Source organism: Flavobacterium orientale, assembly GCF_014638005.1.
GTDB lineage: Bacteria > Bacteroidota > Bacteroidia > Flavobacteriales > Flavobacteriaceae > Flavobacterium > Flavobacterium orientale.
In genome coordinates this window covers 221,541-244,265 of the sequence record NZ_BMFG01000004.1, presented here as the reverse complement: position 1 = coordinate 244,265, position 22,725 = coordinate 221,541, and the positions used below count along the sequence as shown (strand labels likewise).

The 22,725-nt window shown below is 34.0% G+C and carries 23 protein-coding genes; 8 read left to right on the top strand and 15 right to left on the bottom strand.

The genetic code is table 11. The features are described from left to right. Positions 1-68: 68 nt before the first annotated feature. Complete coding sequence (locus tag IEV15_RS07245; protein ID WP_188361846.1) at positions 69-302, top strand: hypothetical protein; 234 nt, start codon at positions 69-71, stop codon at positions 300-302. On the opposite strand, the gene IEV15_RS07240 is transcribed toward IEV15_RS07245, so the two are convergent. The 4 genes from IEV15_RS07240 to IEV15_RS07225 form a co-directional block, all read right to left on the bottom strand. Continuing rightward, positions 303-1,028 (bottom strand): DUF6048 family protein, encoded by a 726-nt coding sequence (locus tag IEV15_RS07240; protein ID WP_188361845.1) that lies wholly within the window; start codon positions 1,026-1,028, stop codon positions 303-305. It abuts the gene before it with no gap. Next, entirely contained in the window at positions 1,000-1,506 is a 507-nt protein-coding gene (locus tag IEV15_RS07235; protein WP_188361844.1) for a DUF6452 family protein, read from the bottom strand. Before IEV15_RS07235 ends, IEV15_RS07240 begins: the two co-directional genes overlap by 29 nt. Further along, a complete protein-coding gene (gene rlmD / locus IEV15_RS07230) occupies positions 1,507-2,919 on the bottom strand; it encodes a 23S rRNA (uracil(1939)-C(5))-methyltransferase RlmD (protein ID WP_188361843.1) in 1,413 nt (470 codons plus the stop codon). It abuts the gene before it with no gap. 97 nt (positions 2,920-3,016) lie between these two features. Next, complete coding sequence (locus IEV15_RS07225) at positions 3,017-4,453, bottom strand: SLC13 family permease (RefSeq protein WP_188361842.1); 1,437 nt, start codon at positions 4,451-4,453, stop codon at positions 3,017-3,019. Positions 4,454-4,633: 180 nt separating this feature from the next. Here IEV15_RS07225 and rocD point away from each other — a divergent pair, with 180 nt between their 5' ends. Next, on the top strand, positions 4,634-5,914 hold the full coding sequence (gene rocD, locus IEV15_RS07220) for an ornithine--oxo-acid transaminase (RefSeq protein ID WP_188361841.1): 1,281 nt from the start codon (positions 4,634-4,636) through the stop codon (positions 5,912-5,914). Positions 5,915-5,959: 45 nt separating this feature from the next. Here the strand turns inward: rocD and IEV15_RS07215 are convergent, their stop codons facing one another. Beyond that, positions 5,960-6,493, bottom strand: coding sequence for a hypothetical protein (locus tag IEV15_RS07215; RefSeq protein ID WP_188361840.1), 534 nt, complete (start codon positions 6,491-6,493; stop codon positions 5,960-5,962). A gap of 203 nt (positions 6,494-6,696) precedes the next feature. On the opposite strand from IEV15_RS07215, the gene ychF reads away from it, so the two are divergent. The 6 genes from ychF to IEV15_RS07185 all read left to right on the top strand — a co-directional run bounded on the left by ychF (position 6,697) and on the right by IEV15_RS07185 (position 16,147). Then, the gene (gene ychF / locus IEV15_RS07210) at positions 6,697-7,791 is read left to right on the top strand and encodes a redox-regulated ATPase YchF (RefSeq protein WP_188361839.1); all 1,095 of its coding nucleotides are present in this window, start codon (positions 6,697-6,699) and stop codon (positions 7,789-7,791) included. Between the two features lie 170 nt (positions 7,792-7,961). Further along, positions 7,962-8,936, top strand: a complete 975-nt coding sequence (locus tag IEV15_RS07205) for a transglutaminase domain-containing protein (protein ID WP_188361838.1) — start codon at positions 7,962-7,964, stop codon at positions 8,934-8,936. Then, positions 8,933-9,616, top strand: a complete 684-nt coding sequence (locus tag IEV15_RS07200; RefSeq protein WP_188361837.1) for a TIGR02117 family protein — start codon at positions 8,933-8,935, stop codon at positions 9,614-9,616. Before IEV15_RS07205 ends, IEV15_RS07200 begins: the two co-directional genes overlap by 4 nt. A 150-nt stretch (positions 9,617-9,766) precedes the next feature. Continuing rightward, a complete protein-coding gene (locus IEV15_RS07195) occupies positions 9,767-11,623 on the top strand; it encodes a DNA topoisomerase IV subunit B (protein ID WP_188361836.1) in 1,857 nt (618 codons plus the stop codon). A 35-nt stretch (positions 11,624-11,658) separates the two neighbouring features. Next, a complete protein-coding gene (locus IEV15_RS07190; protein WP_188361835.1) occupies positions 11,659-14,361 on the top strand; it encodes a DNA gyrase/topoisomerase IV subunit A in 2,703 nt (900 codons plus the stop codon). 115 nt (positions 14,362-14,476) lie between these two features. After that, a complete protein-coding gene (locus IEV15_RS07185; protein WP_188361834.1) occupies positions 14,477-16,147 on the top strand; it encodes a formate--tetrahydrofolate ligase in 1,671 nt (556 codons plus the stop codon). A gap of 94 nt (positions 16,148-16,241) precedes the next feature. Here the strand turns inward: IEV15_RS07185 and IEV15_RS07180 are convergent, their stop codons facing one another. From IEV15_RS07180 to IEV15_RS07135, 10 genes are all read right to left on the bottom strand, one after another. Further along, a complete protein-coding gene (locus tag IEV15_RS07180; protein WP_188361833.1) occupies positions 16,242-16,811 on the bottom strand; it encodes a hypothetical protein in 570 nt (189 codons plus the stop codon). Next, the gene (locus IEV15_RS07175) at positions 16,808-17,293 is read right to left on the bottom strand and encodes an RNA polymerase sigma factor (protein WP_188361832.1); all 486 of its coding nucleotides are present in this window, start codon (positions 17,291-17,293) and stop codon (positions 16,808-16,810) included. The genes IEV15_RS07180 and IEV15_RS07175 overlap by 4 nt, the downstream gene beginning before the upstream one ends. 1 nt (position 17,294) lies before the next feature. Further along, on the bottom strand, positions 17,295-18,131 hold the full coding sequence (locus IEV15_RS07170; RefSeq protein ID WP_188361831.1) for an alpha/beta fold hydrolase: 837 nt from the start codon (positions 18,129-18,131) through the stop codon (positions 17,295-17,297). A 72-nt stretch (positions 18,132-18,203) separates the two neighbouring features. Continuing rightward, positions 18,204-18,983, bottom strand: a complete 780-nt coding sequence (locus IEV15_RS07165; protein WP_188361830.1) for a TerC family protein — start codon at positions 18,981-18,983, stop codon at positions 18,204-18,206. A gap of 36 nt (positions 18,984-19,019) precedes the next feature. Then, positions 19,020-19,385, bottom strand: coding sequence for a DNA topoisomerase IV (locus IEV15_RS07160; RefSeq protein ID WP_188361829.1), 366 nt, complete (start codon positions 19,383-19,385; stop codon positions 19,020-19,022). After that, positions 19,382-19,957 carry a DUF1572 domain-containing protein gene (locus tag IEV15_RS07155; protein ID WP_188361828.1) on the bottom strand — a complete coding sequence of 192 codons (576 nt, stop codon included), beginning with the start codon at positions 19,955-19,957 and terminating at the stop codon, positions 19,382-19,384. Before IEV15_RS07155 ends, IEV15_RS07160 begins: the two co-directional genes overlap by 4 nt. Further along, on the bottom strand, positions 19,941-20,168 hold the full coding sequence (locus IEV15_RS07150) for a DUF6095 family protein (protein WP_188361827.1): 228 nt from the start codon (positions 20,166-20,168) through the stop codon (positions 19,941-19,943). The genes IEV15_RS07155 and IEV15_RS07150 overlap by 17 nt, the downstream gene beginning before the upstream one ends. Positions 20,169-20,222: 54 nt before the next feature. After that, on the bottom strand, positions 20,223-21,038 hold the full coding sequence (gene murQ / locus IEV15_RS07145; protein ID WP_188361826.1) for an N-acetylmuramic acid 6-phosphate etherase: 816 nt from the start codon (positions 21,036-21,038) through the stop codon (positions 20,223-20,225). A 171-nt stretch (positions 21,039-21,209) separates the two neighbouring features. Next, positions 21,210-21,941 carry a ZIP family metal transporter gene (locus tag IEV15_RS07140; RefSeq protein ID WP_188361825.1) on the bottom strand — a complete coding sequence of 244 codons (732 nt, stop codon included), beginning with the start codon at positions 21,939-21,941 and terminating at the stop codon, positions 21,210-21,212. Then, positions 21,942-22,706 carry a class I SAM-dependent methyltransferase gene (locus IEV15_RS07135; protein WP_188361824.1) on the bottom strand — a complete coding sequence of 255 codons (765 nt, stop codon included), beginning with the start codon at positions 22,704-22,706 and terminating at the stop codon, positions 21,942-21,944. Between the last annotated feature and the right edge of the window lie 19 nt (positions 22,707-22,725).

Sequence of the window (22,725 nt, the reverse complement as noted above, 5' to 3'; positions counted from 1 at the left end):
AAAAGCAATTTCAAAATAGATTTTAAGTAATCCTATTAAATTTGTATTTTTGAATTAAATTTTACCTGATGAACTTACACACAAAAGCTTTTTTTTACCAATTATTGGCCTTCATAGTTTTTTTTATTCCTTTTAGAATTTTAATTGGATATATAACCGGAATGGAAACTATTTGGGTTTCTATCGGAGCTTTCATGCTAACATTACTTTTAGCACCTAAATTTCAAGCCATTAAAACAAATGAAGGAGTGAAATTGTATATGAAGTGGTTGTTTATAAAAGGAGTAAAAGAATTAAAATGATTATTTATATTCTTTTTCAGCTACCTTTTTTACTTTATAAATAGGAATGAAATAAGAAACTGTGTAGTTAAACCCTACACCAAAATTTCCATCATAGGTTCTATTGAATCCCGGAATGTATAAATTATCAAATCCCGCTGGTTTGGTGTTGTTGAATAATCGATTAAATCGAATACTAAAACCGGCATATAAATTTGAAAACAATTCTGCTTTAATTCCCATTACAAATTCACCCCATTGAGCATTTAAACCCTTGAATTCCTCACCTGATTGAATTGTTGGCGATTCACCAAAATAGGGATCTGGTGTGTAAACTGTGTATGAATTTAAAGTTTGACTGAATGTGCTAACACCTACCCGAAAACCGATATAAATCAAATTTTCCATGTCTAACCAATTTTCATAAACGTTATAATCGGCACCGGCTTTTAAATAGCTGCCTTTTGTGGTAAAATTTAAACGATCATCTTGTTTGGTATAATTTTCATTTCCGAGTTCGGCAGCCAAATATATTTTTTTTGAAAATCTGAAATCACCAACCAATTCCAATCCTTTATAGTTATCATCATAAAAAGCTCTTGTTAAGCGATAAACATCAACTCCCACTCGAAGTCCGTATCGATCACTTTTAACAGGAAGGGTATCAATTTTAGTTTCTTGTGCAAAAATTGTTGCCGTTAGAAAAAGTAATAGTATACTAAAAAAATAATTTGATGTGAACTTCATTTTCGGAGTCGATATTGGTTTTTAGTATGTTTTTGTCTTTAATCCAAAGATTGGTGTCCACTACATCTTCAATTTCAAACCCTACTAGCGGATTTAATTCAAAATGAGTTTTAAAACCACATGCTCGGGATACATAAATAGCTTCACGAGTGTAATTAATTTCAATTAAGTCAGTATTGTTGCTAACATCAGTAGCATTCGCATTTAATGTAAACTCATATACGGTTACATCTTCAAATGTTTTTAAAGGAATCTCAATTTTGCTTGTATTAGTGAAAGTCATAAAATTATTTTGAGTCGGATTTTTCACTCGCAAATCAGTTACATTTCTCAAAATTGCCGGATTTTCATAGTTGTAAAATTCAATGACTAATCGGGGAGTAGTTGGAGTTCCCGGAGCACAAATATCATCTTTTTCACAACCTGAAAAAAGTGTTGTAAGACTTACAATTAAAAATAGTTTAAAATAGCTATTCATTTATTTTTTTTCTAAAAGTACAACATTTTCAACATGATGCGTTTGTGGAAACATATCAACCGGACGAACACGCGTCACTTTGTATAATGAATCCATTAAAGCTAAATCTCTGGCTTGTGTGGCAGAATTACAACTTACATAAACTACTTTTTCAGGAGCAATTTTCATAATTTGTTCTACAACAGCAGCGTGCATTCCATCTCGGGGTGGATCGGTGATGATTACATCAGGTTTGCCATGAGTGGCAATAAATTCAGCATTAAAAACTTCTTTCATATCACCAACAAAAAACTCACAGTTAGTAATGTTGTTTCGTTTTGCATTTTCTTTGGCATCGGCAATTGCTTCAGGAACGGCTTCAACACCAATTACTTTTTTTGCTTTTTTAGAGACAAATTGGGCAATTGTTCCGGTTCCGGTATATAAATCATATACCAATTCGTTTCCGGTTAATCCGGCAAAATCTCGTGTAATTTTATACAATTCATAAGCTTGCTCTGAATTGGTTTGATAAAATGATTTTGCATTTATAGAAAACTGCAAGCCTTCCATTGATTCCAAAATATAGTCACGACCTTTGAACAACTTAATGCTTTGGTCATACAAAGTATCATTGGCTTTGCCATTAATTACATACAATAAGGAAGTAATTTGCGGAAAACGTTCGGCTACAAAATTCAAAAGTAACTCTCGTTTTGTTTTATCTTCCTTATAAAATTGAATTAAAACCATCAACTCTCCTGTTGAAGCCGTTCGAATCATCAACGTTCGCAACAAACCATCATGATTTCTTGCATTGAAAAACGGAATTTCGTGTTTGGTAGAAAATTCCTTAATTTCATTTCTAATCGCATTGGATGGGTCTTCTTGAAGATGACATTTTGTAATATCTAAAATTTTATCCCACATTTTCGGAATATGAAAACCTAATGCGTTTCGATTTGAGATAGCATCGTCATTTTGAATTTCTGATTCGGTTAGCCAACGACTGTCAGAAAACGAAAATTCCATTTTATTTCTATAGAAAAATTGTTTATCTGAACCTAAAATTGGTTCAAAATCAGGAAGTTCAATTTTGCCAATACGTTTTAGATTATTAAAAACTTCATTGTTTTTATAAAACAATTGTTGACTGTATTTCATGTTTTGCCATTTGCAACCACCACAAACCCCAAAATGTTCGCAAACAGGTTCTACTCGATGCGAGGAAAGATTATGAAAACGAATGGCTTTTCCTTCATAATATGCTTTTCGCTTTTTGAAAGTTTGCACATCTACTACATCACCGGGAACTACATTCGGAATGAAAATTATTTTTCCATCATCTGCTTTTGCAACAGAAACACCTTTAGCTCCGGCATCTAAAACGGTAACGTTCTCAAAAATAATCTTGTCAGTTTTTTTTCTTGCCATGTGGCAAAAATAAAGTATTGCTCAAGATTATTATAGTTTTAGACCATTAATTTTATCATAAAAACAATAAAAAACTTTCTCAGATGAATTTGTAGTATTAAAAGAATGTTGTGGTTAAAAGTGTCCACAAAATAATTAATATCGGACCGGCAATACCTATAAAAATACCTCCAATTCTGAATTCTTTTTGTTCAATCATTCCGGTGCTGTAAGCAATAGCATTTGGTGGCGTAGAAACCGGTAAAAGCAATGCACAAGAAGCACTCAAGCCAATAACAAAAGGAAGTACGACGGGATTAAAACCTTCTGTAATACTCATCAATGAGATAGCAACAGGAATTAAAATTGTAGTTGCGGCCGTATTACTCATAAAATTTGACAAGATAACCGTAGTCAACGCAAAGAGCAATAGTAAGATATAAAAGTTCAATTCAACGGAACTGATTTTTGATATAAAAAAATCAGCCAAACCTTGTTCTTGAATGGCTAAACCAAGAGCCAAACCTCCGGCAACAAGCATTAATGTGTCCCAAGGTAATGATCGCACATCGTCGGCATCAATAATTCCTAACATAGTTAAGGCAACAATAGGAATACCTGAAACTGCTGCAACGGGAATTTTTGTCCATTGCGATGTCAGCCACAATACCAATGTTGTTGCTAAAACTACTAAAACAATTCGCTTTCTGATTTTATCTTCTTCTTCAAATTCTTTATTTGGTTCTTCTGTATTTATTTGCAAAAAATCCAGGGATAACGTTTCATTTCCAATTTCATATTTTGAAATTAAAACTCTCCAAAACATAAAAACTAACAGAAGCGAAACCGGAATTCCAACAATCATCCATTCAATAAAAGTTATTTTGATTCCGATACCTTCTAAAGCACCCACTGCTATTGCGTTTGGGGCGGATCCGATAATGGTTCCCATACCGCCAATTGCAGCAGCTGATGGAATTCCGAGAAGTAAAACTTTAGTTATTTTTGAAGTTTTCCCAAATTCTAAAAATAGGGGAGTCACTGTTGCAATCATCATGGCTGTTGTGGCGGTGTTGCTCATCAACATTGAAATTGTGGCAGTTGTTAGCATTAAACCTAAAACAATAAATTTTGCTTTAGAACCAAATTTTGGAGCAGCAATTTTTAAAAGTAATATGTCTAATTTTGTCTTCTTCATTCCCTCAGCCAGAAAAAATCCTCCGAGAAAAAGCCAAATCACACCGTCAGACCATGTTTGAACATAACGTTTTGCATCCATGGTGCTTTCTTGTCCCATAGTAAAAACAAGAAAACCAACAATCAAAATTCCAACTGCAAACGGAGGAATGGCTTCAGTAATCCATAATCCGATAGCAAAGAACAATAAAAACAAAACATAGTCTTGTGTTTTTGTGAAATCACCATCGCGTAATGTGAATGTTAAAATGATGGCAACCAATGCAGAAAGAAGGAAAAGTATGGTTCTGCTTTGACGGGCAACTTTTAATTGAATTTTAGAGAGTTGCTTGATCGAGTAATTTCTGGAATCTGACATACCTTCAAATTTTTATCAAATTTAAGGTGTTTTTTTACGTATTGAGCTGATGTTTGTCATTTTTATTTTAACTACTTACGCAAACGTTTTCAAAGATATTTCGTTATTTTTGCACTATAAAAGGATGATTTCTCTCCAAAAAGAAGGAATTGATAAAATTTGTATTCAAAATTCTATAGTATGTCAGTAGTAGAAAAAATCAGTTCAAACGAGTTAATTTCACTTGAAAACCAATATGGTGCTCACAATTATCATCCGTTACCCGTTGTTTTAAATAGAGGTGAAGGTGTATTTGTTTGGGATGTTGAAGGAAAAAAGTATTACGACTTTCTTTCTGCATATTCTGCCGTAAATCAGGGGCATTGTCATCCAAAAATTATAAACGCATTAGTAAATCAAGCTCAAACCTTAACGCTCACTTCAAGAGCATTTTATAATGATAAATTAGGTAATTATGAACAATTTATAACCCAATTATTCGGTTTTGATAAGGTGTTACCCATGAATACAGGAGCTGAAGCAGTAGAAACAGCGATCAAAATCTGTAGAAAATGGGCATATGAAAAGAAAGGAATTCCGGAACATGAAGCCATTATTGTGGTTTGTGAAAACAATTTTCATGGAAGAACAACCACAATTATTTCGTTTTCGAATGATGAAAACGCCCGAAAGAATTTTGGACCTTATACAGCTGGATTTGTTAAAATCGCTTACGATGACGTAACTGCTTTTAAAACCATTTTAGAATCATCTAAAAATATCGCCGGAATATTGGTAGAACCTATTCAAGGTGAAGCCGGTGTTTATGTTCCTGCAAACGATTATTTGATGCAAATAAAAGAGTTGTGTAATCAACATAATGTATTATTTATCGCTGATGAAATTCAAACCGGTATAGCGAGAACAGGTTCGTTGTTGGCAGTTTGTGGTGATTGTAATTGTGAAGCACAATGTGAAAGACAAGACACATATGCTACTCCAGATATTCTAATTTTAGGAAAAGCAGTTTCTGGTGGTGTTTATCCCGTTTCGGCCGTTTTAGCTAATGATGCAATTATGAATGTGATAAAACCCGGACAACATGGTTCCACTTTTGGCGGAAATCCACTAGCGGCAGCGGTTGCAACAGCAGCTTTGGAAGTAGTTGCTGATGAAAAATTAGCTCAAAATGCCAGAAGGTTGGGTAAACTTTTTAGAGCGAAATTAAATGACTACATACAATCAAGTTCAATCGTTTCTTTGGTAAGAGGAAAAGGTTTGTTGAATGCCATTGTTATTAATGATTCTGAAGAAAGTTCTACTGCTTGGGATATTTGTATGAAATTAGCAGAAAATGGTTTGTTGGCCAAACCAACACACGGCAATATAATTCGTTTTGCACCACCGTTAGTTATGACTGAAGAACAATTGTTAGAATGTGTTTCAATCATAATTCAAACCTTAAAAGAATTTGAAAAATAAAAAAAAACCACGCTCAAGGCGTGGTTTTTTAATTATATCAAGTACTTACTTTAATATGGTAACTCTCTCTGTTACAAAAATATCTTTTTTCGGATCATAAGTTTCCAAAATTAAATCGCCATTTGCATCAAAATGACCATATGATGTTTTGTTTTTTCTTGTAAAAATATACGTGTTGTTAGAGGTTTGTCTAATTCTTGCATAATTTTTATTTTTCTCGCTTACAACAGTATATCCTTTAGGATCGGCTAAAACTTTATATTTTTTACCGTTTAATAAATAGAATGAAGATCGATCAATATTTTTATTTTTGTTGTCAGAATTATTAGTTGAAACTTGAGTTGACTCACTAACAATTACCGGTGAGTTTTTGATATCTCGGTTTACCGTATTGTCTTTCTTATTACCCACTTCAATCACTTGAACTTCTCTTGTGTTTTCATCTTTGATGATTTTTTTCTCACCTTCACTTGTCTTAATAGTGGTGGTGGTTGTTTTTGTTTCATCTTTCACATTTTTATTTTGAGCAAAACTCAAATTGAATGTTATTAAGATAAGTAAAATAGCTGCATTTCTCATGGTAATATTTATTATGATTAGTATGATGTAAAGGTATATCTTGAGTAAGATGCAGTCATTACACAATTTAATCTAAGGTTTATACAATTTACATTAAGCCGTTTTCAGATTTTATTCTTTCGATATTAAAAACTATATTTGCACCCGTTTAAAAACCGATTACCCATTCCCGAAGTTTCGGGACTAACCCATTACTTTAAAAGATGAAAGCAGGAATTGTAGGATTACCAAATGTTGGAAAATCAACCCTTTTTAATTGTTTGTCAAACGCAAAAGCTCAAAGTGCTAACTTTCCTTTTTGTACCATCGAACCTAATATTGGGGTGGTAAATGTTCCCGATCCACGAATTGCTCGTTTAGAGGAATTGGTAAAACCTGAACGTGTTCAAATGGCAACTGTAGACATCGTTGATATTGCCGGATTGGTAAAAGGGGCCAGTAAAGGTGAAGGTTTAGGCAATCAATTTTTAGGAAATATTAGAGAATGTAACGCTATTATTCATGTGTTGCGTTGTTTTGATAACGATAATATTGTTCACGTTGACGGAGATGTAAACCCAATTCGTGACAAGGAAACCATCGACATCGAATTACAACTAAAAGATTTAGAAACAGTTGAAAAGCGTTTGGAAAAAACCAATCGTGCCGCAAAAACAGGTAATAAAGAAGCAATAGTTGAAAAAGGTTTGTTAGATAGAATTCGCGAAGCTTTATTACAAGCAAAATCAGCTCGTACGGTTATCCCTCAAAATCAAGATGAAATTGATTTGATGGAAGAATTTCAATTAATTACAACCAAACCGGTTTTGTATGTTTGTAACGTTGACGAAGCATCAGCCGTAAACGGAAACAAGTATGTTGACCAAGTTCGTGAAATGGTAAAAGACGAACAAGCCGAAGTAATTGTTCTTTCAGTAGGAGCAGAAGCTGATATTACGGAATTAGAAAGCTACGAAGAACGCCAAGTTTTCTTGGAAGATATGGGATTAACCGAACCGGGTTCGGCCGTTTTAATTCGTGCCGCTTATAAATTATTAAACCTGCAAACTTATTTTACAGCTGGTGTGAAAGAAGTACGTGCATGGACTATCAATATTGGTGATACTGCTCCAAAAGCAGCAGGAGTTATCCACACCGATTTTGAAAAAGGATTCATTAGAGCTGAAGTAATTGCTTTTGAAGATTATTCAAATTTCGGCTCAGAAGCCAAAGTAAAAGAAGCCGGAAAACTTCGCGTTGAAGGAAAAGAATACATTGTAAAAGATGGTGATGTGATGCATTTCCGTTTTAATGTGTAAAGCGAATAGAAAAAGAGAAAAGAAAATAGAGGAAACTGCTGAAGAAATTCAGCGGTTTTTTTTATGGAAAAATGAAACAGTAACTTTATATCTTGCTATTTAACATGAGTCTAACTTTTTACGGTATGTTAATTGCAGCACAATTTATCAAAATTAATTAAGTTGCCTTGATGATTTTAAATAATATAACCTTTGTATTGCTATTTGCTTTGAATTATGTTTCAGCACAACAAATTCATCCTGTTGATGCGAAAGTCTTGACTTACCCAAAATTTTTTACTTCAATCGATAAATTGGCTGAAAGAATCCAAACGGATTTTCAAACGGATTATGATAAGGCTCGTGCTGTTTATGTTTGGGTAGCTAATAATATAACTTATGATTTAAAAGCGAAGAGTAACCCAAAAACGATTGTTATAGAATCAAAATCGACTTTTGAGTTTGAAAAAAAAGTAAATCGACTTAAATCAAAGAGGATAAACCAAACATTCAGAAGCAAAAAAGGAGTTTGCCAACATTATTCTGAATTGTATCAAACTATTGCAGAAAAAGTGGGTTTGAAAGTTCAGTTCCTATCAGGAAACGCCAAAACTGCTCAAAATCAAATAGGTATGTCTTCTAAAATGAGTAATCACGCTTGGAATGCTGTTTGGGCAAATGAGCGTTGGATATTATTGGATGCAACTTGGGGAGCGGGCTATACTTTAACTGACGAAAATAAGTTTGTTAAAGAATACAATGATTTTTATTTTGACACACCTCCATCACTTTTTTTTAAAAAGCATTTTCCTGATACAGGTAAGTGGTTAAATCAGGTTTTGGATAGAAATACCTATGAATCTTATCCGTTATATTATAATTTTTTTTCAAAAAAAGGCTTTGAACTCGATCCTGATATAGGGGTAATTGAGGCGAATGAGGGAGAGATAATACATTTGAAAATTAAGAATTTAGTTTTTTCTGAAGCAGTAAAATTAGGAAAGAAAGATAAAATCCCTCTACAGTTCAAACCTTTTAATCAAGAAGATAATTTTGTAGCATTTGAATTTGTTTATAGCAGAAAACAAGGAAGATATATTACAATTTATATAAATGAAAATCCGTTTGCAGTAATTAAAATTATTCCAAAGAAAGCAAAAACATGAAAATTATAAAATCAACTTTGAAAATTGTGTTGAAATTTGTTTTGTTTATAGTTGTCTTTTTGTTGTTTTATGGACTTTCGGCTTTTATTTTATCCATCATTCCGGTTAATAAAAATCAATCGGAACATGCAAAAGAATACACCATTTACATCAAATCAAATGGCGTTCACACCGATTTGGTTTTACCTATCAAAACTGATTTAAAAGATTGGTCGGAGAAAATTAAATTCGAAAACATAAAATCCAAAGATTCAACTCATCACTATTTAGCTTTCGGTTGGGGAGACAAAGGTTTTTATCTCGATACACCCGAATGGTCTGATTTAAAATTTAGCACCGCATTTAAAGCAGCTTTCAACCTTGGAACTTCGGCAATGCATACCACTTTTTATAAACAAATTCAAGAAACCGAAAATTGTGTAAAAATTGAAATTTCGAAAGAACAATATCAAAAATTAATTGCTTTCATCGAAGCTGGTTTTCAATATGATACCAACGGAAATCCCATTTTTATTGAAGCCACAACCTATGGTAAAAATGATAGTTTTTATGAGGCTCATCGAACTTACAATTTGTTTTACACATGCAATACCTGGGCAAATCAAGCCCTAAAAAAAGCCGATATGAAAGCCGCTTTTTGGACTCCGACAGACAAAGGAATTTTTTATCATTATCAATAAAAGATTAGACAACAAATAACCGACAACGGAAAACAGATAACAGTCAACAGGCAACCAATTCTGTCAATATGTTTCTTAATAACTTTAAATCATATTCCTTTTAAAATTTTGCTTTATCCGCTATATTAGCACAAAATCCATATTTCCGCTATGTTAGAGCAAAATCAATACACCGAAGACAATATTCGCTCCCTCGATTGGAAAGAACACATCCGAATGCGACCCGGTATGTATATCGGAAAACTGGGTGATGGTTCGTCACCCGATGATGGTATCTACATTTTACTCAAAGAAACGTTAGATAACTGTATCGATGAATATGTTATGGGTGCCGGGAAAACTATTGAAGTTACTATCAAAGATAAATTAGTAACGGTTCGTGATTACGGTCGTGGAATTCCGTTAGGAAAAGTGGTCGACGTAGTTTCAAAAATGAATACCGGTGGTAAATACGATTCCAAAGCCTTCAAAAAATCAGTGGGTTTAAATGGTGTGGGTACAAAAGCTGTCAATGCCTTGTCCAATTATTTCCGCGTGGAATCGGTTCGTGATAACCAACAAAAAGCCGCTGAATTCTCTGCCGGAAATTTAACGTTGGAAGAAGATATTCAAGAAACAACCAAACGTCGCGGAACCAAAGTAGCGTTCATTGCTGATGAAACGATTTTTAAAAACTATAAATACCGTAACGAGTATATCATCAAAATGCTCAAAAATTATTGTTACCTCAATACGGGATTAACAATTTATTATAACGGTGAAAAGTATTATTCCGAAAATGGTTTAAAAGATTTATTGGAAGAAAATATTACGGAGGAAGATATGATTTATCCAATCATTCATCTTTCGGGTGACGATATTGAAATTGCCATCACACACAGTAAATCACAATATTCTGAAGAGTATCATTCATTCGTAAACGGACAAAATACCACGCAAGGAGGAACGCATTTGAATGCTTTTCGTGAGTCGATTGTAAAAACCATTCGTGAGTTTTATAAAAAAGATTTTGATCCTTCAGATATCAGAAAATCAATTGTTTCTGCTATTGCAGTTAAAGTAGAAGAACCGGTTTTTGAAAGTCAGACTAAAACCAAATTAGGATCAACCGATATTGGTCCGAAAGGGCCAACGGTTCGTACATTCATTAATGATTTCATTTCGAAAAAACTCGATAACTTTTTACATAAAAATCCAGAGGTTGCCGATTCACTTTTACGTAAAATTCTCCAAGCAGAACGTGAACGAAAAGAACTTTCAGGCATTAGAAAATTAGCGAAAGACAGAGCTAAGAAAGCAAGTTTACACAACAAAAAATTACGCGATTGCCGAGTGCATTTAACCGATGCCAAAAATCCGAGAAGTTTAGAAAGTACGCTTTTTATAACGGAGGGAGATTCGGCTTCGGGTTCGATTACCAAATCACGTGACGTGAATACACAAGCTGTGTTTAGTTTACGTGGAAAGCCTTTGAATTCGTATGGAATGAGTAAGAAAATCGTTTACGAAAACGAAGAATTCAACTTGTTGCAAGCCGCTTTAAATATCGAAGAATCAATGGAAGATTTGCGTTATAACAATATCGTAATTGCTACCGATGCCGATGTGGATGGTATGCACATTCGTTTGTTGTTGATTACGTTTTTCCTTCAATTTTTCCCGGAATTAATCAAAGACGGACATTTATACATTTTACAAACACCATTATTCCGTGTTCGAAATAAAAAAGAAACGATTTATTGTTATAGCGAACAGGAGCGAGTGGATGCTATCGAGAAATTAAAACCAAAACCGGAAATAACACGATTCAAAGGTTTAGGAGAAATTTCGCCGGATGAATTCAAGAATTTTATTGGCGAAAGTATTCGATTAGATCCGGTGATGTTGGATAAAGCCACTTCCATCGAAACCTTGTTGGAATTTTATATGGGTAAAAATACCCCGGACCGACAAGAGTTTATTATTAATAATTTGAAAGTGGAGCTGGATACGATTGAGAAAAACTAGTTTATATAAAATAAATTGAAATAAGTTCATCATCAATGATAAACGAAGACGAAGAAAACATCATCCCAGACGATGAAAACGAAGAACTCAACGAGTCAAGCCAAGAACAAGGTTTTGACGACGTAAAAGTTTTTAGTAACAAACATTTTTACGAAAACGACGAAAACCCCGAAGACACCATCACCAAAGTGACGGGAATGTATAAGGATTGGTTTCTCGATTATGCTTCCTATGTAATTTTGGAGCGTGCGGTTCCGGCTATTGAAGACGGTTTTAAACCGGTTCAACGCAGAATCATGCACTCGATGAAAGAACTCGATGATGGTCGTTACAACAAAGTGGCGAATATTGTTGGTCACACGATGCAGTATCATCCGCACGGAGATGCCAGTATAGGTGATGCAATGGTGCAAATCGGTCAGAAGGATTTGCTGATTGATATGCAAGGAAACTGGGGAAATATCCTAACTGGAGACAGTGCCGCAGCTTCTCGTTACATCGAAGCTCGAATTTCAAAATTGGGTCACGATATTTTGTATTCTCCAAAAATTACCGAATGGGGAATGTCGTATGATGGTCGTCGTGCAGAACCCGTAAATCTTCCGGTGAAATTTCCATTATTGTTAGCTCAAGGTGCAGAAGGAATTGCCGTTGGTTTATCCACGAAAGTGCTACCACATAATTTCATTGAATTGATAGATTGTTCGGTAAAAATATTAAAAAACAAACCTTTTACCTTATTTCCCGATTTTCCAACCGCTGGAATTGCTGATGTTTCCAACTATAATGACGGTATGCGTGGTGGTCGTGTGCGTGTGCGTGCGAAGATTTCACAATTGGACAAACAAACGTTGGTGATTACGCAAATTCCGTTTTCTACCAACACCGGAACGTTGATTGACAGTATCTTGAAAGCCAACGAAAAAGGTAAAATTAAAGTCAAAAAAATTGAAGATAACACTGCTGCTGAGGTTGAAATTTTAATTCATCTTCCGCCGGGCGTTTCTCCGGATAAAACGATTGATGCGTTATATGCATTCACTGCTTGCGAAACTTCGGTTGCTCCGTTAGGTTGTGTGATTGAAAACCATAAACCGTTGTTTATAGGCGTTTCGGACATGTTGAAAATTTCGACTCATCGAACGGTGGATTTGCTGAAACGTGAGTTGGAAATTCAGTTGGAAGAATTGGAAAACAAGTGGCATTTTTCAACCTTAGAAAAAATCTTCATTCGTGAAGAAATGTATATTGATTTCAAATTGTATTCCGACCGGGAATCGTTATATACGTACATGTATGATCGATTTAAGCCATTTTTAAAATCATTTGTTCGGGAAATTAATGATGATGATTTGCAGAAATTAACGCAAATTCCGATGATTCGTATCACACGTTTCGATTCGGATAAAGCGGATGATGCCATTTCGAAGTTGGAAGCGGAAATGGAACAAGTGAAACATCATTTGAACAACATCATTGATTTTGCGGTTGATTTCTTTTTGAAATTAAAAGACAAATACGGAAAAGGCAAAGAACGTCAAACCGAATTGCGAAGTTTTGATACCATTGAAGCTACAAAAGTGGTGTTGCGAAACACCAAATTATATGTCAATAAAGAAGAGGGTTTCCTTGGAACCGGACTCAAAAAAGACGAATACGTGGCCGATTGTTCCGATATTGATGATGTGATTGTTTTTCTCCGGGACGGAAAAATGATGGTCACAAAAGTGGATGATAAAAAATTCATCGGAAAAGACATTATTCACATTGCCATTTTTGATAAAAACGATAAGCGAACCATTTATAATATGATTTATCGAGATGGAAAAAATGGTTCTACTTTCATCAAACGTTTCAATGTTTCCGGAGTTACGAGAGATAAATTTTACGATTTAACACAGGAAAAAGCCGGTTCGATGGTTTCTTATTTTTCTGCGAATCCAAATGGAGAAGCAGAAGTAGTGACGATTTTATTGCGTCAAGTCGGAAGCATCAAAAAGTTGAAATGGGATTTAGATTTTGCTGATATTGCCATTAAAGGAAGAGCTTCCCGCGGAAATACCGTAACCAAATATCCGATTAAAAAAATTGAATTAAAAGAAAAAGGAATTTCGACCTTACGACCAAGAAAAATTTGGTTTGATGATACTGTTCAACGTCTGAATGTAGATGGAAGAGGGGAATTGTTGGGTGAATTCCGTCCGAATGACCGAATTTTGGTCGTGAATCAGTCCGGAAAATTAAAAACGATTATTCCTGAATTGACTACGCATTTTGATGAAGATATGGTGGTGTTGGAAAAATGGCATCCTAAAAAACCAATTTCTGCCATTTATTATGATGGGGAAAAAGACCGCTACTATGTAAAGCGTTTCTTGGTTGAGAATGAAAATAAAGAAGAAATCTTTATTTCGGAAAATGAAAAATCGCAGTTAGAAATTGTTTCCACCGATTGGCGTCCGGTTGCAGAAGTTATTTTTGCAAAAGTTAAAGGAGTTCAAAAAGAAAATCAAACGGTTGACTTTGAACAATTCATTGCGGTTAAAGGAATTAAAGCTCTTGGGAACCAATTAACAACTGATAAAATCAAGCAGGTTAATCTGTTAGAACCGTTGCCTTTCGAAGAACCCGAAGAAGAAGCTCCAGAAGAAATGGAAGTTTCCGGAGAAGATAATGTATCCGATGATATTCATACTGAATTGGATGATGATGGACAGATAACACTAAGTTTAGATTAAATATGAAACCTGTAAGAAAATAAAACTTACAGGTTTTTTTTAAAACATGATTTTTATCCTATTTTAAGAAGAAACTTAATTATAAATTCGGTAAAATTTATAATACAAAACTAAAATGGATAATTTTCCTTCTGACATTGCAATTGCTCAAAATGCAAAAATGCTTCACATCAAAGAGATTGCAGAAAAAATAAATATACTTGAGGAATCATTAGAATATTATGGTAAATACAAAGCTAAACTACCTTTTGGATTGCTATCTAGCAATCCAAAAGGGAAATTAATTTTAGTAACTGCCATGTCACCTACAAAATATGGTGAAGGAAAAACTACTATGGCAATTGGATTAACTGACGGCTTGAATTGTATTGGGAAAAAAGCCATTGCAGTTTTGCGTGAACCTTCGTTAGGTCCGGTTTTTGGTTTAAAAGGAGGAGCTGCAGGAGGAGGATATGCACAAGTACTTCCCATGGAAGACATAAACTTGCATTTTACTGGAGATTTTTCTGCAATTGAAAAAGCAAATAACCTATTGTCAGCCTTGATTGATAATAACCTACAGAACAAGAAATATTCTTTAGAACTTGATTCTAAAACCATTGCTTGGAAACGTGTGATGGACATGAATGATCGTTCGTTACGAAAAATAATTATTGGTATTGGTGAAAAAAACGGAACCCTTCGTGAAGATGGTTTTAATATTACTCCGGCATCAGAAGTGATGGCCATACTTTGCTTATCAAAAGATTTTGAAGATTTAAAATTTAGATTAGGAAATATCTTTATTGGCAAGAATAAAGAAGGAAAACCAGTGTTTGCTAGAGATTTAAAAGCAGTTGGAGCCATGGCTGTCTTATTAAAAGATGCGATTAAACCGAATCTCGTTCAAACAATTGAAAAGAATCCGGCCATTTTACACGGAGGACCGTTTGCCAGCATTGCACAAGGAACGAATTCTGCAATAGCTACAAAAATGGGATTGTCATTAGGGGATTATGTAGTAACTGAAGCGGGTTTTGGAGCTGATTTAGGTGCTGAAAAATTTTTCCACATCAAATGTCAACAAACGGGAATAAAACCGGATTCAGTAGTTTTAGTAGCAACACTAAGAGCCATAAAACATCACGGAGGATTGAATACTTCTGAATTTAATACAGTAAACGTAGAGGCAATCGAAAAAGGTTTCGCTAATCTAGAAAAACATATTGAAAACATTCAAAAATTTGGAATCAATCCAATAGTCTGTATAAATGCATTTCCTGACGATTCACCAATTGAATATGAAAAACTAATAGCATTGTGTGCTTTAAAAAATGTAACAGCTGTTGTTAGTTCTGCTTTTACTGATGGAGGAAAAGGTTCAACTGCTTTGGCTCAAGTAGTTGTAGATGAAATAAATAAAGAAGAAATCAATTACAAACCGCTTTACCAACCTTCTGATAGTATAGAGAGCAAAATAAATAGTATCGCAAAAGAAATTTATGGTGCCAGCTCTGTAGAATATACTTCAAAAGCTAAAATGCAATTAAAAGAGATTACAGAATTTGGATTTAATAATTTCGCAATTTGCATGGCAAAAACTCCGGCAAGCTTTTCGGATAATGAAAAATTGATTGGAAGGCCTACCAATTTTAAGATAACCGTTCGAGAATTTGAAATTGCCAGCGGTGCACAATTCATTATTCCACTTTTAGGAGAAGTGATGCGAATGCCCGGACTACCGTCAATACCAAATGCAGAACGAATCGATATTGATAAAAATGGTGTTATTTCAGGATTGTCTTAATAGTTTTGTAAGGCTTTACTCAAGAACATTTTGATGTGAGAATAGATTGAAGATTCGCAATGAAAAAAAAATATTTCATTGCGAACTTCTAGTTTTAATTAATTCCTTTCAAAAACTCAATCAATTTTAATTCTTTCTTAATTTGTTTGATTAAAAAATACCCAAATACAAAGAAAAATCCATAACCACTTACCAAACAATAAATATAAAATCCGTTACTTAAATTGGCTTTGAAAGCTGGTAAAAGCATTGTGAAACCAATGAAATAGCTGAAGTAAATAATTGGTGTTAGTATATAATGGATTTTTTTCCGCCATTCATAAAATGTTTTTACTTTTTGAGAATAATCGAGTAAAGTTAAATCAGGTTTAATGGATTTTAATTTAGTAGAACTATTGATTTCCAAAATAATTCTAAAAATCAACATACCAATCATCACACTCAAACCAATTGTTAAAGAATTAAATTGATGCGAATTCGTCCAAAAAAAGTAAAACAATAAAATCAAAACGGTCACAGAAATAATTCCGATTGTCCAATAATGATTGTGTTTTAAGGTTTTGGTATGTTCCTTCGCTTTAGCAATTAATGCTGAAGCAGTGGTGTTTGGTTTGGCCTCCGATTGCGAATTCCAAATTTCTTTTATGTTATTAAAGTCTGTCATTTTTGTACACATTGAGTTAAACTTTTTTTAATGCGATGAATTCGAACTCGAAGCGTTTCTTCGGTAAAACCCACCACTTGAGCAATTTCGCTGTATTCCATTCCTTCTAAAACCATCAGAATAATCATTTTTCCGGTTTCATCGAGTTTCTGAATGCAAGCATACATTTTGCTTAATTTTTCTTCGATTTCAGGAAAATAATTTTCGGTTTCAAGGTTGGGAAATTGTTCGGAACGGATTTCTTTTTTAGTTGATTTCTTTCTTAAATAAACTAAACAAGTGTTTACGGCTATTCTGAAAATCCAAGTACTAATGCTGGATTCATTTCTAAAAGAATCTAAATTCTCCCAAACTTTAATGAAAACTTCTTGGGAAGCATCAGCAGCCAAATCAACATCGCCATTGAAATATCCTTTACACAATCGCAAAACCTTGGGATAATGTGTGTTGAATAATTCGTTAAATTGGGATTGCTTTTCCAAGTTAGTTTAAATTTTCGATTAGATTTTTTAAAAACCATTCCGGTTGATCATACATTACAAAATGAGCGGCATTTTCAGCATAATCAATTTTTACAGAAGGTAATTTTTCAAATTGTGCTTGATAGGTTTTTTCAACCGTAGCTTTATCAGGAAATGTAGCAGCTAAGATAATCACAGGAACTTTTATTTTTGAAATTTCTTCTCTCAAATCCAGATTAAGCATATCAATATAACCATTAACGTAGGTTTTTCGATCGGCTTTATTCATCATTTCAAGAATCACTTTTTGCTTCTCTTGATTTTTACACATAAACTGTACTTGCTGTGCATTCATTCCTTTAAAAGCTGCATCATCCATTTGCAACATCATTTTGCTTTGTGGATTATCATAAGGAATTTTTTCTCCATTGTAATTTGGAAGCATCAATGCAGCGGAGCAGGGAAGAGCATCAACTGCAATCACTTTTTTAAATAAATCAGGTTCAATAGCTGCCAACCAATAACTTAACGTTCCACCCAAGCTATGACCAACTAAAGTAGGTTTATTGATTTTGTTTAATTTGGTGTAAGTTATGATTTCATTTTTGATTGTTGAGAACCAAGGCATTTCAATTGGAGCAACATCACCAAAACCTGCAAATGTAAAAATGTGGCATTCGTGGGTTTTAGAAAGTTCGGAAACAGTTTCGTTCCAAAGTTCGCCCGTACATCCAAAACCGGGAAGTAGAAAAATAGGTTCTCCTTTTCCTTTAATACTTACGTCAAATGATTTTTGAGCATACATTGAAGTTGCTAATGAACTTACAAGTGATAAAATAAAAAATGTAACAGTTTTCATAAGTTGTGATTTTTAAAAGTTTTCCTTTTGATTCATCACGATGAAAATTGTTACATTCTTTTTTTATTTTTTTTATGTAGAGATATTTTTCTTTCTCATTTTCATATTAATAAATTCAACACCTAACGAAAATGCAATGGCAAAATAGAGATATCCTTTGGGGACAGCACCTACTTCTTGATCAAAGACTTTAGCATGTGCCAAGTGAGCACTTTCTGTGATTAACATAAATCCGATGAGAATCAGAAAAGCTAACCCCAAGACTTGTATGGATGGGTGATTGTTTACAAAATTACCAACCGGAACGGCAAAAAACATCATAATAGAAACAGCAACAACAACAGCAATTATCATGATTGTCAAGGCACCCGGAACGCCATTGGTCATTCCAACTGCGGTTAAAATACTATCTACAGAAAAGACTAAGTCAATTAATAAAATCTGAAAAATAACATTACCAAATGATTTTACAGCGGCTTTTTTCAAGCTAAGTGCCTCTTCTCCTGAATGTTCTACTTTTTCACGAATTTCTTTGGTGCTTTTATAAATTAAAAACAAACCACCGAGAAAGAGTATAATACTTTGTCCGGTGACATCGACATCAAACCACGATAAATCAACATGAAAAAAGGGTTCTTTCATTGCAATTAGAACAGTAATTCCAAATAAAAGTGCTATTCGCATGAACATTGCTAAAAACAATCCAAGTCGGATGGCTTTTTTACGTTGTTCTTCCGGAAGTTTTCCGGCAACAATAGAAATGAAAATAATATTGTCAATTCCGAGAATTACCTCTAAGAATGTCAATGTTAATAAGGCAATCCAGGTATCAGGATTTAAAAATATTTCCATAAAATTAAAACTAAATTGAATATAAAAAAGTGCTTGTTATTGCTTTGTAACCACTCCTTTTTGTTTCGCAGTTTCGCCCACAAAAGAATATTCAAATGTATAGTTTTTTTCGTTTGTTGTTAAAATTTTCATGTGAATTGCTTTTTTTTCTTTCATGCCTTTCGGATGAAGCTTTTGCAAGACAAATTCGCAATCATTTAACCATCGAACGGAGGAGGAATCTGTTTTTCCTCGGAAGGTCTCTATTTGTAACGTATCATTTCGTTCAAAAAGAGAAATTTCTATTTTGCCATCAATTTCTTGTTCAAATTGAAATTTCCCCGTTTTAAAATCAGCACAATTTCGCTCTTGCTGATAACAAGAAATCAATAATAAACTTAAGAGTGGAAGTATTTTTTTCATTGTAATTTTTTTAATTCATCATCAGTAAAATTCTTAATGCTTTTTTCTTTCGAAAATTTATCAGTATTGTAATTATTGGATTTATTTTTAGGAATGGATAAACTTTGCCATTCGGTTTTCTTTATCATTTTGGCATAAAACACAATTTGTCCAATGTGGTAAGGATAATGAGCTAATTGACGGTTGATAGCTTCTAAAACGGTATGGCCTTCGTTTCGAATATAGATGATTTCGTTTAGTTGTTCCGGTTGTAAACCATTTAATGCATCAAATAAACATTGCCAACCTTTTTCCCAATGAGCTAAAAGTTCAGGTTTGGTTTTGAGAATTTCTTCAAATTCTGTATCCCGATTTCGCCATTCTTTTTCGCCGTCGGTAGTTAGAAAGTCGGTCCATCGCGAAAGCATATTTCCCACTAAATGATTCACAATAATTGAAATTGAATTCGTGTCTTCATTCAACGAAACAAAAAGTTGCTCCGGTTCAAGTTGCTCCATCGCTTTTTCTCCCAACGTTTTATAGTAGAGAAATTGTTTTTTGACACTCTTGAGGTAATTAGTTTTCGTTTTCATCAAATAAACTTTTCATCATAATTTTTATTCCTTTAAACATTAAAGAAACGGCTGTTATACAAACAAAGATTCCGACACCCAAAACGATGTAATGAATCCAAGTATGTTTGTTCATAAAGGCATTATGAATGAGGATTGGTCCCAAAAACATCAAAGGAATGGAACCTACTGCATATTTTATTCCTTTAAAGAGGAGTTCTTTGTTGTCCATATTTTTTAAGTTGCTAAGGTTATGAGTGACTGAGTTTCTAAGGTAGATTAATGCTTACTGCGACTGAAAATTCTCCACCGCTTTCCGAACACTACCATACGTTTCCAACAAAATTCCCGCTTCTTCATAACTCACAGGAATTTCGCTCATTATCATTCGAATACCTCGGTCAACTAATTTATTGTTGCTCAATTGCATATCCACCATTTTATTACCTTTCACTTTTCCAAGTTGAATCATCGTAGCGGTTGAAATCATATTCAAAACCAACTTTTGTGCAGTTCCGGCTTTCATGCGAGAACTTCCGGTTACAAATTCCGGTCCAACCACAATTTCAATCGGAAATTGCGAAACTTGTGAGAGCGGACTTCCCTCGTTGCAAGTAATACAACCCGTTGGAATGTTATTTTCATTGCATTTTTCTAAACCACCAATCACATAAGGCGTAGTTCCTGAAGCCGCAATTCCTATGACGAAATCATTTTGATTGATGTTGAATTCAGATAAATCTTTCCAAGCTTGTTCAGTATCATCTTCGGCAAATTCTACCGCTTTTCGGATGGCTTTGTCGCCACCTGCAATGATTCCCACGACCAAATCAAACGGAACTCCGAACGTTGGTGGACATTCCGAAGCATCCACAACACCTAATCTACCAGAAGTTCCGGCTCCGATATAAAAAAGTCTTCCGCCGTTTTTCAACTGACTAACCACTTTTTCAACAGTTTTTTCAATTTGAGGCAAGGCTTTTTCAACCGCTAATGGAACGGTTTTATCTTCATTATTAATGTTTTGTAGTAATTCGGAAACTGACATCTTTTCCAGATGTTCGTAGTTGGAGGATTGTTCGGTTGTTTTGGTAAAAGACATACTTTTAATTTTCACTCAAAGATAAGTGAATTTTGAATGTTCCCAAAGTTGAAAATAGTAAAAAAAGTTGCTGAGTTGCTGAGTTACTGAGAAGCTGAGTTTTTTTTGATTACAATGACGAAATATAACTTCACCCCAAATCAGAAAACCGACAACCGACAATAGAAAACCTTAATGCGAATGCCCCATTTCCATCACATATGCCAATAAAAATCCCAATACAATCATCGTGATTTTAGCCAAATTGAATTTATGACCTTCATTACTTTCAAAAATAATAGTAGAAGAAATATGAAATAAAATACCCACTACAATGGCTGAAATTTCTTTGGAATAATGTTGTGCAAAATGCAAATGTTCCGCTAATAAAGTTCCGATTGGCGTCATCAAAGCAAACGAAAACATAAAGGCAAAAACCATCCATTTATTCATCTTCGCATTAACAAAAAACAGTGTCAAAATAATGGCGATAGGGAAGTGGTGTACTGCAATTCCATAAGCCAAGTTGGTGTTTTCATGAATTGGAAATCCTTCTAGTAAGGCGTGAATACACAAACTAATAAATAATAACCATGGAATATGATGCACTTCATTGTTTTCATCGGTATGCACGTGAACGTGACCGTGTTCGGCACCTTTGGAGAAAAATTCTAAGACAATTTGGAACAAAATTCCAATCATAATAAAAACGCCTACGGGAATGCTCGAATGCACATGTTCGCCTTCATGAACATGATGAGAATCTTCAAATAATTCAGGAAGTAAATGCAAAACAGTTAGCGAAAGTAAAAAAGCTCCACTAAAAGCCAGTAATAATTTGATGTTTTTTTTCTTTTGAGGTTTTAAAAATAAAGCAATCAAAAAACCTAAAATAACAGCCGAAAAAGTGATGATGTACTGCATTTATTTAAAGATCAAAATTAAACGTTCAGATTGTGCTTTATAGAATTTTCGGAGTTTGTAATCGCCAAAAACATCCAATAAATAAATTCCGGCTTCGTCCATCATCTTTTCAAAATCGGCTAATCGGAGAGCTTGCACTTTTTCGGTGAAATGAAACTCTTTTCCTTTATCCGAAAATGAAATTTCTTTATAAATATGATTGTCTTTTTCATATCGTTTAATATGAAAATCGATTCCATCGACGGTTTTAGTTTCTTCCGGATTTAAATTTTCCAACACAAAATCCACATTCATAAAATCAATTACAGCAAATCCATATTCTGTTAAGCTGTCGCGAATGGCTTTTAGCGTCGTTAAATTATCCGCATCATCTTCAAAATAACCAAAACTGGTGAATAAATTGAAAATGGCATCAAACTTTTCTTCAAATGAAATTCTCATGTCATGAACCACAAAATGCAGTTTTTCATTCGATGATTTTGAAGCTGCATTTATACTGTTTTCAGACAAATCGGCTCCTGTTACATCATAACCCAATTGATTCAAATAAATCGAATGACGACCTTTTCCACAAGCTAGATCTAAAATCTTGGCTTCTTCGGGTAAATTCAAATATTCGGTTAAATTATCCATAAACGCCTGTGCTTCTTCATAATCTCTGTCTTTGTAAAGAATATGATAATACGGAGTGTCAAACCAAGAGGCGTACCAGTTTTCGGTGGCGAGTTGCGAGTTGCGAGTTGAAGGAATTTTAGATTCTGACATTAATTGGATAGATGCTTTA

What these genes read in the sequence shown, in the direction of transcription:
- IEV15_RS07150 (WP_188361827.1), bottom strand. Translation starts at nt 20,168, where the DNA reads ATGGACAACAAAGAACTCCTCTTTAAAGGAATAAAATATGCAGTAGGT.
- IEV15_RS07160 (WP_188361829.1), bottom strand. Translation starts at nt 19,385, where the DNA reads ATGAAAAAAATACTTCCACTCTTAAGTTTATTATTGATTTCTTGTTAT.
- IEV15_RS07185 (WP_188361834.1), top strand. Translation starts at nt 14,477, where the DNA reads ATGGATAATTTTCCTTCTGACATTGCAATTGCTCAAAATGCAAAAATG.
- IEV15_RS07205 (WP_188361838.1), top strand. Translation starts at nt 7,962, where the DNA reads ATGATTTTAAATAATATAACCTTTGTATTGCTATTTGCTTTGAATTAT.
- IEV15_RS07135 (WP_188361824.1), bottom strand. Translation starts at nt 22,706, where the DNA reads ATGTCAGAATCTAAAATTCCTTCAACTCGCAACTCGCAACTCGCCACC.
- IEV15_RS07155 (WP_188361828.1), bottom strand. Translation starts at nt 19,957, where the DNA reads ATGAAAACGAAAACTAATTACCTCAAGAGTGTCAAAAAACAATTTCTC.
- ychF (WP_188361839.1), top strand. Translation starts at nt 6,697, where the DNA reads ATGAAAGCAGGAATTGTAGGATTACCAAATGTTGGAAAATCAACCCTT.
- IEV15_RS07195 (WP_188361836.1), top strand. Translation starts at nt 9,767, where the DNA reads ATGTTAGAGCAAAATCAATACACCGAAGACAATATTCGCTCCCTCGAT.
- IEV15_RS07140 (WP_188361825.1), bottom strand. Translation starts at nt 21,941, where the DNA reads ATGCAGTACATCATCACTTTTTCGGCTGTTATTTTAGGTTTTTTGATT.
- IEV15_RS07240 (WP_188361845.1), bottom strand. Translation starts at nt 1,028, where the DNA reads ATGAAGTTCACATCAAATTATTTTTTTAGTATACTATTACTTTTTCTA.
- rocD (WP_188361841.1), top strand. Translation starts at nt 4,634, where the DNA reads ATGTCAGTAGTAGAAAAAATCAGTTCAAACGAGTTAATTTCACTTGAA.
- IEV15_RS07190 (WP_188361835.1), top strand. Translation starts at nt 11,659, where the DNA reads ATGATAAACGAAGACGAAGAAAACATCATCCCAGACGATGAAAACGAA.
- rlmD (WP_188361843.1), bottom strand. Translation starts at nt 2,919, where the DNA reads ATGGCAAGAAAAAAAACTGACAAGATTATTTTTGAGAACGTTACCGTT.
- IEV15_RS07215 (WP_188361840.1), bottom strand. Translation starts at nt 6,493, where the DNA reads ATGAGAAATGCAGCTATTTTACTTATCTTAATAACATTCAATTTGAGT.
- IEV15_RS07200 (WP_188361837.1), top strand. Translation starts at nt 8,933, where the DNA reads ATGAAAATTATAAAATCAACTTTGAAAATTGTGTTGAAATTTGTTTTG.
- murQ (WP_188361826.1), bottom strand. Translation starts at nt 21,038, where the DNA reads ATGTCTTTTACCAAAACAACCGAACAATCCTCCAACTACGAACATCTG.
- IEV15_RS07180 (WP_188361833.1), bottom strand. Translation starts at nt 16,811, where the DNA reads ATGACAGACTTTAATAACATAAAAGAAATTTGGAATTCGCAATCGGAG.
- IEV15_RS07235 (WP_188361844.1), bottom strand. Translation starts at nt 1,506, where the DNA reads ATGAATAGCTATTTTAAACTATTTTTAATTGTAAGTCTTACAACACTT.
- IEV15_RS07245 (WP_188361846.1), top strand. Translation starts at nt 69, where the DNA reads ATGAACTTACACACAAAAGCTTTTTTTTACCAATTATTGGCCTTCATA.
- IEV15_RS07170 (WP_188361831.1), bottom strand. Translation starts at nt 18,131, where the DNA reads ATGAAAACTGTTACATTTTTTATTTTATCACTTGTAAGTTCATTAGCA.
- IEV15_RS07225 (WP_188361842.1), bottom strand. Translation starts at nt 4,453, where the DNA reads ATGTCAGATTCCAGAAATTACTCGATCAAGCAACTCTCTAAAATTCAA.
- IEV15_RS07165 (WP_188361830.1), bottom strand. Translation starts at nt 18,983, where the DNA reads ATGGAAATATTTTTAAATCCTGATACCTGGATTGCCTTATTAACATTG.